13 protein-coding genes are annotated in these 14,503 nt (G+C 59.8%); 8 read left to right on the forward strand and 5 right to left on the reverse strand.

The genetic code is table 11. The features are described from left to right. The first annotated feature begins 135 nt into the window (after nt 1-135). Complete coding sequence (locus tag J3A65_RS03225; RefSeq protein WP_113165393.1) at nt 136-1,056, forward strand: LysR family transcriptional regulator; 921 nt, start codon at nt 136-138, stop codon at nt 1,054-1,056. Between the two features lie 78 nt (nt 1,057-1,134). Here the strand turns inward: J3A65_RS03225 and J3A65_RS03230 are convergent, their stop codons facing one another. Then, nucleotides 1,135-3,414, reverse strand: a complete 2,280-nt coding sequence (locus tag J3A65_RS03230; protein ID WP_209899365.1) for an FdhF/YdeP family oxidoreductase — start codon at nt 3,412-3,414, stop codon at nt 1,135-1,137. Nucleotides 3,415-3,712: 298 nt separating this feature from the next. Here J3A65_RS03230 and J3A65_RS03235 point away from each other — a divergent pair, with 298 nt between their 5' ends. The 4 genes from J3A65_RS03235 to J3A65_RS03250 all read left to right on the forward strand — a co-directional run bounded on the left by J3A65_RS03235 (nt 3,713) and on the right by J3A65_RS03250 (nt 7,525). After that, nucleotides 3,713-4,609: an ABC transporter substrate-binding protein gene (locus tag J3A65_RS03235; RefSeq protein WP_348635243.1), complete on the forward strand. Its 897-nt coding sequence runs from the start codon at nt 3,713-3,715 to the stop codon at nt 4,607-4,609. 68 nt (nt 4,610-4,677) lie between these two features. Further along, the gene (locus J3A65_RS03240) at nt 4,678-5,844 is read left to right on the forward strand and encodes an ABC transporter permease (RefSeq protein WP_245341425.1); all 1,167 of its coding nucleotides are present in this window, start codon (nt 4,678-4,680) and stop codon (nt 5,842-5,844) included. Continuing rightward, entirely contained in the window at nt 5,841-6,779 is a 939-nt protein-coding gene (locus J3A65_RS03245) for an ABC transporter ATP-binding protein (protein ID WP_209899371.1), read from the forward strand. The genes J3A65_RS03240 and J3A65_RS03245 overlap by 4 nt, the downstream gene beginning before the upstream one ends. Continuing rightward, a complete protein-coding gene (locus tag J3A65_RS03250) occupies nt 6,776-7,525 on the forward strand; it encodes an ABC transporter permease (RefSeq protein WP_209899374.1) in 750 nt (249 codons plus the stop codon). Before J3A65_RS03245 ends, J3A65_RS03250 begins: the two co-directional genes overlap by 4 nt. A gap of 33 nt (nt 7,526-7,558) precedes the next feature. On the opposite strand, the gene J3A65_RS03255 is transcribed toward J3A65_RS03250, so the two are convergent. The 4 genes from J3A65_RS03255 to proV form a co-directional block, all read right to left on the reverse strand. Beyond that, nucleotides 7,559-7,819, reverse strand: coding sequence for a helix-turn-helix transcriptional regulator (locus J3A65_RS03255; RefSeq protein ID WP_209899377.1), 261 nt, complete (start codon nt 7,817-7,819; stop codon nt 7,559-7,561). A gap of 78 nt (nt 7,820-7,897) precedes the next feature. Next, nucleotides 7,898-8,770: a glycine betaine ABC transporter substrate-binding protein gene (locus tag J3A65_RS03260; RefSeq protein ID WP_062577989.1), complete on the reverse strand. Its 873-nt coding sequence runs from the start codon at nt 8,768-8,770 to the stop codon at nt 7,898-7,900. A 67-nt stretch (nt 8,771-8,837) separates the two neighbouring features. Next, nucleotides 8,838-9,728 carry a proline/glycine betaine ABC transporter permease gene (locus J3A65_RS03265; protein WP_062459766.1) on the reverse strand — a complete coding sequence of 297 codons (891 nt, stop codon included), beginning with the start codon at nt 9,726-9,728 and terminating at the stop codon, nt 8,838-8,840. 88 nt (nt 9,729-9,816) lie between these two features. Continuing rightward, nucleotides 9,817-11,049 (reverse strand): glycine betaine/L-proline ABC transporter ATP-binding protein ProV, encoded by a 1,233-nt coding sequence (gene proV / locus J3A65_RS03270; protein WP_209899380.1) that lies wholly within the window; start codon nt 11,047-11,049, stop codon nt 9,817-9,819. A 645-nt stretch (nt 11,050-11,694) separates the two neighbouring features. Between proV and J3A65_RS03275 the strand changes: the two genes are divergently transcribed. From J3A65_RS03275 to J3A65_RS03285, 3 genes are all read left to right on the forward strand, one after another. Further along, nucleotides 11,695-12,939: an amidohydrolase family protein gene (locus J3A65_RS03275; protein ID WP_192087341.1), complete on the forward strand. Its 1,245-nt coding sequence runs from the start codon at nt 11,695-11,697 to the stop codon at nt 12,937-12,939. A gap of 115 nt (nt 12,940-13,054) precedes the next feature. After that, nucleotides 13,055-14,005, forward strand: coding sequence for an alpha/beta hydrolase (locus J3A65_RS03280; protein WP_348635815.1), 951 nt, complete (start codon nt 13,055-13,057; stop codon nt 14,003-14,005). Beyond that, nucleotides 13,992-14,435, forward strand: coding sequence for a DoxX family protein (locus tag J3A65_RS03285; RefSeq protein WP_209899387.1), 444 nt, complete (start codon nt 13,992-13,994; stop codon nt 14,433-14,435). The genes J3A65_RS03280 and J3A65_RS03285 overlap by 14 nt, the downstream gene beginning before the upstream one ends. Nucleotides 14,436-14,503 lie beyond the last annotated feature (68 nt).

A 14,503-nucleotide genomic window follows, 5' to 3' on the forward strand; every position in this document is an offset into this window, starting at 1 on the left:
GTGGGTATGGTCGAGTAAAACGAACGTTGACGCAAGGAGGAGCGCGCTATTAATTGCAAACAGCCTCTGTTCAATTTTGAACAGACCCGTGACAGCGTTTGAACAGATAGGGACATTGGAGCGCTAACCGCCGACATGACAGCCAGCCCGAACTTCACCTGGGACGACCTTCAATATTTCCTGGCCGTCGCCCGAACCGGGCAGCTTTCCGTCGCGGCCCGGCAATTGCGCACCAGCCATGCCACCGTATCGCGCCGCATCGACCGGCTGGAATTCAGTCTCCGGATCAAGCTTTTCGAGCGCAATCCGCGCGGCTATGTCCTAACCGGAATTGGACAACGCTTCATCGAAGCGGCGGAACGCATGGAGGCGGAAGCGGACCGGTTACAGATGGATATCTTTTCGGGGAGCGCTGCTCACCAGGGCGTCGTCCGTCTCAGTGCTCCGGAAGGAATTGCGAACTTCTTCCTCGCGCATCAGATCGGCGATTTCACCGTCCAGCATCCCAATCTCTCGCTCGAGCTGGTGACGATCCAGCAGATCATGTCCTTGTCGCGCAAGGAGGCCGACATTGCCATCTCGCTCGATCCGCCGAAGGGCGGACCCTACGAAATCGAGAAGATCACCGACTATCGGCTGAACATCTACGGCGCAAAATCCTACCTGTCCGAGCGACCGGAGATTAAAAGCCGCGACGACCTGCTGCTACACCCGTTCATCGGCTACATCCAGGATATGATCTTTGCGCCGGGACTGGACTATCTTGGCGACGTCCATCCGGGAATCCGGCCGCGGTTTCAGAGCTCAAGCATCTCGGCGCAACTGACGGCGACGCTTCAGGGCCAGGGACTCTGCATCCTGCCGCATTTCATTGCGCGCCGTCAGCCGGATCTCGAGCTGGTGCTGTCCCGCGAGGTGCAGTTGACCCGGCACTACTACCTGGTCCGCCACCGCGACATGAGCCGCATTCCCCGTGTACGTGCCGTCGCCGACTACCTTTTGGCAGTCGTGCAGAACAATCGAGATGCTTTTCTTGGCGAAATAGAAAGCGCCTGAGCAGAACGAAATGTGCCCGCCAAACCGGGTTTACCTGGCGTCGCGGGCACTGTACCGAGACAGTACTCGCGTTCGGAATCAGTGGCTGACGATCTTCACCGGGATTGCCTTGGACGCCGGCGTCTTGGACATCTCGTCGTGATGGTCGATTGCGTTCAGCACATTGCATTCGGGATAGTACCCGCCGATCGTGCCGCGCGGAAGCTTGTGCGCTCTGACCGTCAGCCCGCTGAGTTCGCGGTGTTTGCCGTCTTCCAAGTCACTGACGAGCGATACGACCTGACCTTCCCGAAGTCCTGCTGCAGCGATGTCTTCCGGACACATGAGAAGTACGTCTCGCGTACCCTCGATGCCGCGGAATCGATCCGAATAGCCATAGATCGTTGTGTTAAACTGGTCGTTGGATCGCATCGTGATCAGCCGGAACCGACCAGGCGCATCCTCGAACGACAACGCGTTGAGCTGATGCGGCGTTGTAAAGACCGCTTTCTTTTCCTCGGTATTCCACTTCCGTTCGTGTGCATCATTGCCGCGATAAAAGCCGCCGGGCTCGAACATGCGCTGGTTGTAATGCTTGAAGTCGTCGGGGTAGGTTGCCTCGATGAGATTGCGAACGAGGCTGTAGTCCCGCGTCCATTCGTCCCATTTCAGCTTCGGGTTATGGTCGAGGGTTGCCTTGGCGATGCCGGTCACGATCGCAAGTTCGCTCTGGAGTTGCTTGGATGCCGGCGTGCGCTTTCCGATCGAACCGGAAATGTGGGAGAAGCTGTCTTCCGTCGTGACGGACTGATTTCCGGTCGCCTGCATGTCGATCTCGGTTCGGCTGAGACATGGCAAGATCCAGGCCTCCTTGCCCGGAAACAGATGGCTGCGGTTGAGCTTGGTCGAGACCATGACCGTCAGCTCCTGCTCGGCCCAGACCCGCTCCATATCGACCTGATCCGGCACGGCGCGAAGCAGATTGCCGCCGAGTGAGATCGTGGCGCGAATGGTTCCCGCCATCATGCCTTTGACCGCATCGACGATGTGCGTTCCGTCCTCGGTCGGAGGATCGAAATCGAACAGTTCCTTCAGTTTGTCCATCGGGATGAGCTTGGTCTTTTCGGCGATGCCGACGGTCCGCTGGCCCTGAACGTTCGAGTGGCCACGCACCGGACAGCAACCAGCTCCCTCGCGGCCGATATTGCCGCGCAGGAGGAGAAGGTTGACTAGCATCGCGATGTTGAGGCCGCCCTGCGAGTGCTGGGTCAGTCCCATTCCATAGACGCCGATGACGCGCTTGGCGGCAATATAAGTCGCGCCTGCCTCGCGCAGATCAGCCTCCGTGAGCCCGCTTTCGCGCACAATGTCCGACCAAGGCGTGTCGCGCACGCATTCGATGAACTTGTCGAAGCCCGTCGTATGCTCGGCGATGAAATCGACATCGAGAACGCGCGCCCGGCCAGCGGCAACCGCTGCATCATCGGCCTCGACGACGGTCTTACAGAGACCCAGCATGGCAGCGACGTCACCACCGGCCTGCACCTGCAGATACTGATCGGATATCTTGGTCTCGTTGCCCGTGACCATGTCGAGCGGATTTTGCGGGTTCACGAACGACACGAGACCCTGCTCGATGACAGGGTTGAATGTGACGATCTTCGCGCCGCGCTTTTTGGCTTCCTGCAGCGGATGCAGGAAACGTGGACTGTTGGTGCCCGGGTTCTGGCCGAAGAAGAAGAAGGCGTCGGTCTTTTCCAGGTCTTCCCAGACTATGGTTCCGACCGGCGAACCGATGACCTTGGTGAGGCCGACGGACGTCGTCTCGTGGCACATGTTCGAGCTCTGCGGCAGGTTGTTGTTGCCATAGGCGCGTGCCAGCAAGGCATAGAGGTAGGATGCTTCCAGTCCGGCATGGCCGGACGAATAGAAGACCACGCTCTTCTTCTCCAGGCGCTTTAGCGTTGCGCCGATCTTCTGGAACGCCTCGTTCCAGGTGGCCTCCACGTATTGTCCGGTCGCGTGGTCGAAGCGGAGAGGATGGGTCAGGCGACCTGTCATCTCCAGATCGTGGTCTTTCCAGCCCTTCAGCTCCTCCACCGTATGCTTCTTGAAGAAATCAGGTCCGCAACGGGAGTTGGTCAGGTCCCACATGGTGGCCTTGGCACCATTCTCGCAAAACTCGAAAGGGTGATAGTTTTTGGGCTTTGGCCAGGCGCACGAGACGCACATGAATCCGCCCGGCTTGTTTTGGCGAGACAACGTTTCGAGAAACGCTGGTGGAGGCGAACTCTCGCCGTAGATCCGGAAGATCGACTTTACCGAGCCCCAACCACCTGCAGGGCCTTTGCCTTCAGGATTGCTGATGTTGTCTGCCATGGGTGGGCCTCCGAAATGTTCGCTGAAAGGGATGCTAGGGGCGGCATCGACATAACTCGAATAAGGCGCGATCGTTCCTCCCGCCGGGCAGTCGTTTCCGAGCAGCTGTCGGATCAAGAGACGGCATACGGCCTCGGTTTCAGGACGAGGCATACCGCAAATGACTGACGTGACGTTGCTCCACTATTCTTCTTGAACCGGCGGCATATATAGGCGTTTGCGTCCGGACGATTGCGGTTGGGCGCGCGAGGCAAGACTAGTTGTAAACAGGGAGATACCGGCCGTGCACCTGCCCAAGATCGTGATCGGAACCATATTCGCCATTGCCGCATCTGCGGCCACGGCATCGGCGCAAGTCGTCGTATCATCAAAGATCGATACCGAGGGCGGCGTCCTCGGCAACATCATTTTGTCCATCCTGAACGCAAACGACATCAAGACGACGGATCGCGTTCAGCTCGGTGCCACACCTGTCGTGCGCAAGGCGATCACCGCCGGCGAAATCGACATCTATCCGGAATATACCGGCAATGCGGCGTTCTTCTTCGAAAAAGCCGAAGACCCGGCCTGGAAGGACGAGGCAAAGGCCTATACTGAGGCCAAGAAGCTGGATTACGATGCAAACAAGATTGTCTGGCTGACCCCGTCTCCGGCAAACAACACCTGGGCGGTCGCCATCCGCAAGGAAGTCGCGGACGAAGGCAAGATCAAGACCTTTAGCGAATTCGGCTCGTATGTTGCTGGCGGCGGTAAGGTTGTTCTGGCTGCCTCCTCGGAATTCGTCAACTCGGCTGCAGCCCTTCCGGCCTTCCAGAAGACCTACGGCTTCACGCTGAAGTCCGACCAGCTGATCACGCTGTCCGGCGGCGACACCGCTGCCACGATCGCAGCAGCTGCAAACCAGACCAACGGCGCCAATGCGGCGATGGTCTACGGCACGGACGGTGGCATTGCGCCATCAGGTCTCGTCGTTCTGGAAGACGACAAGGGCGTCCAGCCGGTCTACCAGCCGGCTCCGATCATCCGTGAAGCGGTTCTGAAGGAGCATCCACAGATCGAAACGCTTTTGAAGCCTGTCTTCGAAAAGCTTGACCTTGTGACACTTCAGGAATTGAACGGCCGCGTGCAGCTCGGTGGCGAACCGCCGAAGGCCGTTGCCGAAGACTTCCTGAAGAAGAACGGATTTCTGAAGTAAAGCTGGCTGTATGATGCATTCCACCCTCAGGGGCGGGATGCATCACCCGGGGGCCAAGGAGGATCGGATTGAAGCTTCGCCTCGATAAGCTGGGTGTCGTCGTGGCGCTGCTGGCGGTCTACGCTGCCTTCTTCGCGCCCCTCATGATTTTCCGTCCCAACCGGATCGTGCCGGGGCAGGGGAAGTCTCTCTGGGAATCCCTGCCGCCCTCCACGTCGATCGCCTTCGTCGTCGTTATCGGCGTCGCGATCCTCATCACACTCTTCAAAACACCTCTTTATCTGAGGCTGTCGGCTGCGGCGGCCGTTCTCGCGGGACTTGCCATCTCCATCGGTTCCGCCGCGTCGTTTCTGACGCCGGACGGCAATACCTATGCTCGTGTTTCGCCGGCCTCCGGTGCCTGGCTGTTGATGCTTGCCTTCGCTCTGCTCGCCGCCGATGCGATCGCCAGACTGCGGCCAACGCCCGTCGTTCGGATCGCCTTGCTGGCGGTCAGCCTAGCGGGAATAGCGGTCGTCCTGTCTTCGGGTCTCTGGGACGGACTTTCCATCATCAGGGAATATGCGGGCCGCGCCGACGTCTTCTGGCAGGAAGCGGGAAAACATGTGACATTGGCGATCGGATCGCTGATTGCTGCCGTCGTCGTCGGTCTTCCCCTCGGCGTTCTTGCCCACCGAGTCACGTCCTTGCGTGCCGGCATTCTCAACACGCTGAACTTCGTCCAGACGATCCCGTCGATTGCCCTGTTCGGCATTCTCATCGCGCCGCTCGGCTGGATCGCCATCAACGTGCCGGGTGCGGCCGCGATCGGCATACGCGGCATTGGCGCTGCACCCGCGTTCGTGGCGCTGTTCCTCTACTCCCTGTTGCCTGTTGTCGCCAACACCGTCGTGGGACTCGAAGGCGTGCCCCGGGAAGCAAACGAGGCGGCCCGCGGAGTCGGCATGACTGGGCGCCAACGCCTGTTCGGCATCGAACTGCCGCTCGCCATGCCCGTCATCCTGACCGGTATCCGCATCGTTCTGGTTCAGAATATCGGGCTTGCGACCATTGCGGCCCTGATCGGCGGCGGCGGGTTCGGCGTCTTCGTCTTCCAGGGCGTCGGCCAGACGGCAATGGATCTTGTGCTCCTGGGCGCCGTACCCACCGTCGTGCTCGCCTTCACCGCAGCCACCGTATTGGACGCACTCGTCGAACTGAACGCCCCTGTTGGCACTCGAGGCAAAGCCGCATGATCGAAATCGAGACCCTCACCAAGCGTTACGGCGACAATACGGTTGTCGACACAGTGACTATGACGATCCAACCGCGCACGGTAACGGTCATTGTCGGAACGTCCGGCTCCGGCAAGACCACGCTTCTGCGGATGATCAACCGGCTCGTGGAACCGACCTCCGGAACCATCAAGCTCGACGGCGTCGACAATCGCGACCTGCCGGGGTTCGAACTGCGGCGCAGGATCGGCTACGCGATCCAGGGACACGGGCTTTTTCCGCATCGAACCGTCGCGCAGAATATCGCCACTGTTCCGGGTCTGCTTGGCTGGGACCGGCCCCGCATTGACGCCAAAGTAAAAGAGCTGCTCGAACTCTTCCAGCTCGACCCCGCCGATTTCGCGTCGCGTTTTCCGCATGAACTCTCCGGCGGGCAGCAACAGCGCGTCGGCGTGGCACGCGCTCTCGCGGCTGAACCCAACGTGCTCCTGATGGATGAGCCGTTCGGCGCTCTCGACCCGATCATTCGCGCCAAGGCGCAGCAAGACCTTATCAGCATTCAAAAAGTGCTCGGCACGACTATCGTTCTCGTCACGCACGATATGGACGAGGCCTTTCATCTGGCGGACCGGATTGCGGTGATGGACAAGGGCAAGGTCGTTCAATACGGCGCGCCCGTCGAGCTGGTTCGACAGCCTGCGACCCCGTTCGTCGAGACGCTGATTGGCGATACGGAGCGGCCGTTCCGGCTCCTGTCGATGCAGACTATCGGTGAGGCCCTCGAGCCCAATCAAGCGACAGGGGAACCACTGTCCGAAGACATGAGCCAGCGAGAAGCGCTATCAAAGCTTTTATGGACGGGACAGCAGGCATTGCCTGTTCGCGCATCCGATGGACGGATCATCGGCTCTGTTTCGGTCGAAGGACTTTCGAAGCGCGCGGCGGGTCTGGCATGAGAGCGTGGCTTCCTCTCATGCTGCGGGCGTTACTGCTCGTTCTTCTGCTGACGTTCCTGCTGATGCCCGAATTGTTCGATCCCATCCTGCGCCCGCTGGTTCAGCAGAATGCGCCCGCGATCTACAATCAGGGAAGTCTTCTGACACTCACGCTTCTGCATCTGCGGACGGTCGCCATCGCCACGACAGCAGCGATCCTTGTGGCTGTTCCCATGGCAATTCTCGTGACGCGGCCGATCGGCGCCGAGTTTTTGCCGCTCTCGCGGGGCCTCGTGAATATCGGGCAAACCTTCCCGCCAGTAGCGGTGCTGGCGCTCGCGGTTCCAACGCTGGGGTTTGGTGAAAAACCGACGCTGGTCGCGCTCTTTCTCTACGGTTTGCTGCCGATTTTCGAAAACACACTGACGGGGCTGACGACCCTTCCGCCGTCTGTCATGGAGGCGGCGCGCGGGACAGGCATGACGTGGTTGCAGCGGCTGTTCAAGGTCGAGCTGCCGCTCGCCACACCCGTCATCCTCGCCGGTATCCGTCTGTCGGTCGTGATCAGTCTCGCCACGGCCACGATCGGTTCGACCGTTGCCGCAAAAACCCTGGGCGAAGTCATCATCGCCGGCCTGCAGGCCAACAACCTCGCCTTTATCCTGCAAGGCGGCCTGATCGTCGGCGCTCTTGCGATCCTCATCTACGACACGCTGTCCGCCGTCGAGCGGGTTGCAGCTCGTCGTACGGGCCTGAACGTGCGGTAATTCCGCTTCTGGTAGAGCTTCAACGCTGACAGTCTAGCTGTCCCACTTCGGCCCGACACCGCGGCCGGTAATCAACCAGCCGAGGCTTACCTGCAGGGAGCGTGCGACGATCTCGAGATCGGTTGCGATCGGTGCGTCACGGTCGTTCTCCCAGGCCTCCCAGACACTCCGTTCCACACCGGACATGTGGGCAGCATCATCTACCGAAAGATCAGTCGCATCGCGTGCCAGGGAGATACGCCCGCCGAGCGTATCGCCGGTAGCCTGGTCGAGATCCGTTCCGTCAATAAACATCGTCTGCTCCTAACAACTGGACGCTGGCATCAAGTAGCAAAAGGGCTCCGCGGATAACCGCGAAGCCCGAGGCCTATGTCAGCCGTCTTCTCCAACCCAGGCCTTGACCTGATCCGGATGGTCCTTGATGTATTTTGCGACCGCTTCGTCGTAGGACGTCTCCTGCGCGGTAAACATCCCCGCCTCGAGATCAGCGATCGGCAGCTTCATGCGCGAGAGGAAGCCGGCAACCTTCGGATTTTCGGTCTTGAAATCCTTGCGGGCGAGAACGTCGACATGCTCTGCTTCACCCAACGACTTCTTGGGGTCGGTCAGGTAACGAAGCTTGTACTTTCCGAACATCCAATGGGGGCTCCAGGACGTGGCGACGAACCACTTTTCGCTGCGCATGGCGCGATCGACCGTCGTCAGCATGCCCGCCTCACTGGAGATCTGCAGCTTGTAGTCGTCGAGACCGTAATCCTTCACGGCCTTTTCTGACAACCGTGTCAGACCTGCTCCCGGATCGATGCCCTGCACGATGCCGGAAAGCTTCTTCTGCACTTCAGGCTTCTTCAGATCCTCGATCGAAGCGATCTCGCTTTCCGGGATATAGGCCGGAACGACCCAGCCCAGCTTTGCGCCATCATAGACGGTACCGAGCGTTTCGACCTTGTCTTTCACTTTGTCGTAATAGTCCGCATGGGTCTGCGGCAACCAGGCCATCATCATCGCGTCGAGATCGCCGCGGCTGACACCCTGGTAGAGCGGAGCGACATCGGACTGTACCAGCTCGACTTCCGTGCCGAGTTCATCCTTGATGAGCTTGGCGGCGAGCTTGGTGACAAATTCAGCATCGGACCAAGCGGACCAGCCGATCTTTACCGGCTTGGCGTCCTGCGCCATCGTTGCGGTCACAGATCCACCGATGAGGGTGGCGGCGAGCCCGAGGGTTGCGAGGGTCTTGAACATGTAGTCTCCTTTTTGGGAGGTTTGCAATTGCGGGTTCATCACCCGCACGGTTCGGCGAAGGACTGGATCAGGCGGTTGCCGTCACCATATCCTCACGCTCGTTTCTCTTGAAAAGCGCGCGCCAGAGGGCGTTCGGCTTTCTGGATTTCTGGCCGAGGCTCTGGGTGATCCGGTCGAGAATGACGGCCAGGATGACGACGGCAAGACCACCCTCGAAGCCTGTGCCCACATCCAGGCGCTGGATACCGGTCAGGACCGTGTTGCCGAGCCCGCCGGCGCCGATCATCGAAGCGATGACGACCATCGACAGCGACAGCATGATCGTCTGGTTGATACCGGCCATGATCGAGGGCAGGGCATTGGGAAGCTGGATCTTGAACAGAAGCTGCGTCGAGGTGCAGCCAAACGCGTTGCCTGCCTCGATAAACTCGTGATGTACCTGGCGGATGCCAAGATTGGTCAGTCGCACGACGGGCGGCATTGCGAAGATCACCGTGGCGATGGCACCCGGCACCGCTCCAAGCCCGAAGAACATCGCTGCCGGAATGAGGTAGACGAAGGCCGGCATGGTCTGCATCAGATCGAGGATGGGCCGGACGATGGCTGCGACACTATCCTTGCGCGCCATGGCAATGCCGAGCGGCAGGCCAATGATCATCGCCATCAGCGTCGACGCGATCACCAGGGAAAGCGTCTCCATCATGGCGCTCCAAAGACCCATGTGGTCCACCAGCCAAAGTGCGATGCCGGTCAGCAGGCCGAAGCCGAGGCCGACCCGCCAGAGGGATAGCGCGACAAAGATGGCAATGCCGACGGGCATCGGGAGCGCAAGCAGCGCATCCTGGATCGTCCCGGTTACAAAGCCGATCGCCGACGCGATCAGATCGAGAAAGGGGGAGAAGTTGTCGAGGATGTAGTTGACGGCTGTATCGATGCCGTCGCCGATGTTGAAATTCATGTCTGTCTCCGGTTTCTGGCCGGCTACAGCGCCGCCTGCATCATGGGCCGGCAGGGCGCTGCAACAATTCTAAGGTCGTGAATGGAAATCAGCTGGCGCGGTCGAGCGTTTCGAGCAGCGTCGTTTTGCTGATCGATCCGAGATAGCGCTTGGCGTCATCGATGACGGGGACCGGCCAGGCGCTGGCGGCGACCGTGCCGAGAACGTTCGACAGCGGTTCGTCGGCTGCGATTGTCTCGATCCCGGTGAGAAACGCTCCGCGGTAGGGATCATCCGCCTTGGCGCGCAGCTTTTCGACAAGCGATGTCTGGCTGACCATTCCCTGGTAGGTCTTGTCGCGACCGAGAATGATCGCGTATTCGCGGTCGAAGTGCTTCATGCGTTCGAGTGCGGCGGCGGCCGATACACCCTGACGGTCGATGATCGTGACCTGGGTCTTGCGGGCAACATCGCCGGCCTTGAAGACATGGCTGACATCAACATTGCGGAAGAAGGAGCGGACGTAATCATTGGCCGGGCTCATGACGATTTCGTCCGGCGTACCGACCTGAATGACGCTGCCGTTCTGCATGATGCAAATACGGTCGCCGATCCGCATGGCTTCGTCGAGATCGTGGCTGACGAAGACGATCGTGCGGCTTTGTTCGGACTGAAGACGGACCAACTCGTCCTGCATCTCGGTCCGGATGAGCGGGTCAAGTGCCGAGAAGGCTTCGTCCATGAGAAGAATGGTCGGTTCACTGGCCAAAGCACGGGCAAGGCCGACGCGCTGCTTCATGCCGCCGGACAGCTGATCCGGAAGGCTGTCCTCGTAACCGTCGAGGCCCACGGCCTTCAAAGCAACGAGAGCCTTCTGCCGACGCTCGGCTTCGTTGACGCCTGCGACCTCGAGACCGAAGGAAGCGTTGTTGAGCACGGTACGGTTGGGCAGAAGCGCGAAGGACTGGAACACCATGCTGATATCGCGGCGCCGCAGATCGATCAGTTCCCTGCGCGACATCTGGGTGATGTCACGCCCGTCGATTTTTATCGCACCGGATGTCGGCTCGATGAGCCTGTTCAGCAGACGAAGGAGGGTGGATTTTCCGGAGCCGGACAGGCCCATGATCACGAAAATCTCGCCAGCCTTGATCTCGAAGCTCGCGTCGTTGACACCGACGGAGCAACCGGTCGCTGAATGGATTTCGGATTTTGTCTTGCCGGCGCGGATCATGTCCAAGGCCTTGTCAGGCCGCTCGCCGAAGATTTTGTAGACGTTGTTTAGACTGATCTTGGTCGGTGTCGCTTCGAGCGGCGCGTCATTTTCAGTTGCATAAGCCATTAAAAATTTGGCCCGGGCTCGGTAGCGCGGGCATTCTCCTAGACAGTCGGATCTACTCTACGGCGGAAGCATAGGCTTTCCGGCCAGAGGTCGTCCGTGTATTTTATTTGGGCGATATAGCCATCGCCGGCGAAGAACCAATCCGATCAGCGTATCGCGAGGATTGTATCAAGTCAGACGTCACGCACTAAAAGCGCGCTTCAGACGCACATTCGTTATGCGCATCTGCAGCCCGTCCATGACCTGTTTGTAGAGCGAGAGATGTGGATGTCCATCAAAAAATCCAATTTGCATGGGTCGGAAAACCTCCCGAAGCAGGCTCATCCATCGCAGATCCACTGCATCAACGAGCATCTCGCCCTATCGAACCCGGATTTCAGACCGGCCATCACGAAACCGTGAAACAATGAAAATCTTGCTCTAGCCTAGATTGCGAACGGCCAGACTTGTGAGCCAGTGAGCTAGACTGCGCCGCGCAATCGTCCCAACAAGCCGATTTCCGGACCGTTACACAGCCAACGCAACTCCCCGCAGTCGCTCTGAGAAACACTCGCGTTGCACTGCGACATGGGATATTTGCATTGTTGGGTGATGGGCGAGTAACGACGTCTGGTCTTTGTGAAGCGGTTTACTCAGCGTGGTCTCATGAGCGTTGTCGGGCAGAGTACTTTTATCATCGACAATCTGAGATTGGCGGACGGTCGCCAAGGCATGTCGCTCAATGTTTCGAACGGCGTGATAGTCGCGATCGGAGAGCAGACCGCACAGCTATCGTCGCCGCGTCTCGATGCTGGAGGGGTGCTGATCCTGCCGGGACTGACGGATGCGCATGTCCATCTCGACAAGGCGATGATCCTTGGCCGCTGCCCGCTGTGCGAGGGGACCCTTGCTGAAGCCGTTCGGCTGACGGCGCAAGCGAAACGCAGTTTTACCGCAGAGGATGTCGAAGCGCGCGGCGCGCAAGTCTTGGAATTGGCTGTGCGTGCGGGTACGCAGCGCATGCGGAGCTTCGTCGAGGTGGATCCACGCGCAGGTCTTCGAAGTCTGGAAGGTCTGCTGCGGCTGAAGCGCAGATGGTCGGGTCTCATCGACGTCCAGCTTTGCGCCTTCGTGCAGGAAGGCCTGACCAACGAGCCTGAAACCATCGACCTTCTTCACGAAGCCATGAGGATGGGTGCGGATCTGATTGGCGGATGTCCTTATACGGACCCTGATCCCGTTGCCCATGTCGACCGCATCTTCGGCCTTGCCCGTCATTACAACGTTGATGTCGACTTCCACGCCGACTTCGATCTCGATCCCGGAAATTCCATTTTGCCCGAGATCATCAGGCAGACCGAAGCCTTCGGCTGGGGCGGGCGTGTCACTGTCGGCCATGCAACGAAGCTTGCAGCCTTCGACCCTGACGAGCGTGAGAGGATGGCGCGGAGCATGGCCGAGGCCGGTATCGCTCTCGTCGTCTTGCCCGCGACAGACGCGTTTTTGAACGGATCGCGCGACAACCCGATGCGGCCGCGAGGCATCGCTCCGGCAGCCCAGATGAAGCGCTTCGGGGTGGATGTCGCGCTCGCCACCAACAATGTGCAAAACCCGTTCACACCGTACGGCGACGCCTCACTGCTTCGGATGGCAGGCCTCTACGCCAATCTTGATCAGCTCTCGACGGCAGCCGATATGCACAGCGTTTTCGAGATGGTGTCGACAGATGCGGAGAAGATCACCGGGATGCTAGCGCCACCGATCGCTGTGGGGGCGAAGGCCGAATTCATTCTTGTTGCTGCAGAAACGGCTGAAGATGCGATCCGCCGCAACGCGCCCGTCGTCGCCGCTGTCAAACGCGGCGTGTTGCGACTATGGGCGCCTCTTGCGCCTTTGATCATTCCGGACTGAAACTTTCCTTGTCCCGCGCGCGTAGTAGGAGCGAAATGCTCATTTCGGCGAAACGCATTGAGGACTAATGCAAAAGATTGTCTTGCTTCTGGGGTTTGCGCTCGCGGCGTTCGGCATCGTCGGCGCGCGGCAGGTGACGGCCGATGACCATGTGCCACAAGCGGTCCGGATCGATGTCGGCGGTTACAAACTCAACAGCGTTCTGATCGAGCCGGATAAAAAAGCGGATCTTCCCCCGATCGTTTTTCTCCATGGTGCGAGCACGAGCCTGAAAGATCCCCTCTTTTCGTTCAGGAAGACGTTGCAGGGCAGGGCGCGACTGCTGTTCGTCGACCGACCGGGACATGGCAGTTCCGATATCGGAGGCGAACAGAATATCCTTCCGGATGGCCAGGCTGATGCCGTCGCGCAACTGATGAGGAAGCGGGGGATCGGCAAGGCCATTATCGTCGGCCATTCCTTCGGGGGCGCCATCGCCGCAGCATTTGCAGTTCGGCATCCGGACATGGTGTCCGGTCTCGTCTTCCTGTCGCCGGCGGTCTACCCCTGGGACGGAAGCGTCGCATGGTATTATTCTGCAGCCACAGCCCCTGTCACGGGCCAGGTCTTCAGCGCGCTCGTCGTTCCACCGGTGGGGCTGCTGGCGATCAAGGGTGCGGCGAGCGCAGTCTTCTCTCCCAACCCTGTCCCCGCCGGCTATATTGCCGAGACCAATGCATTTCAGGCGCTGAGCCCAACCGCATTTCGCCATAATGCGCGGGAAATCTCGGCGCTCAGCGACTGGGCACGTACCGCCTCGCGACAATATCCGAAGATCAAGGCGCCGACCGTGATCATCACCGGTGATGCCGATGAGATCGTGTCTCCCGAAATCCATGCCAAACATCTGGCGCGCGATATCCGCGGCGCAAAACTGATCGTCGTCCACAAGCTCGGGCACAAGTCCGACTACATCGCGAGGGATCTGGCGGTGGCTGCCATGGAAAGCGTTGCGGGCCGACGCAAGGACTTAGCCTCCATTGCAAATTCGGTGGAGCGACGGATAGCGGCAGATGCAAAGGATTGAACCCGCCAGGGAACGCGAGGGACAGGACCTGACCGTCTGGCGCCGTCGGTGCCGGTTGGGCCTCTTCCTGTTCTATGCCGCAGCGGGCGTCCTGCATATCACCGTGCCGCGGCCGTTTCTCAGCATCACACCCAGCTGGGTCCCTGATGCACCGGAGGTGATTCTTGTAACGGGCCTTTGCGAGATCGCAGGCGCGATCGGATTGCTTGTTCCGTGGTCGCGTCGGTATGCGGGCATTGGCCTGGCGCTTTACGCAGCCTGCGTCTTTCCTGCCAATATCAAGCACGCAGTTACCAGCCTGACTGCGCCAGACCCCTCCCAGTGGCAGTGGCTTTATCACATGGTCCGATTGCCGTTGCAGCCTGTTCTGATCTGGATCGCCCTGTTTGCGGCGGGCATCGTCAGGTGGCCGATGAGGGCGAGGGGCTGATCTGTCGCCTCTGCGCGACAACTATTCCGCGCCGGCATCGTGCCGCGCTCGGCGAAGGTCGGAGGGTT

Origin of the sequence: Rhizobium sp. PvP014 (assembly GCF_017876855.1) — a bacterium.
Taxonomy (GTDB): Bacteria; Pseudomonadota; Alphaproteobacteria; order Rhizobiales; family Rhizobiaceae; genus Neorhizobium; species Neorhizobium soli.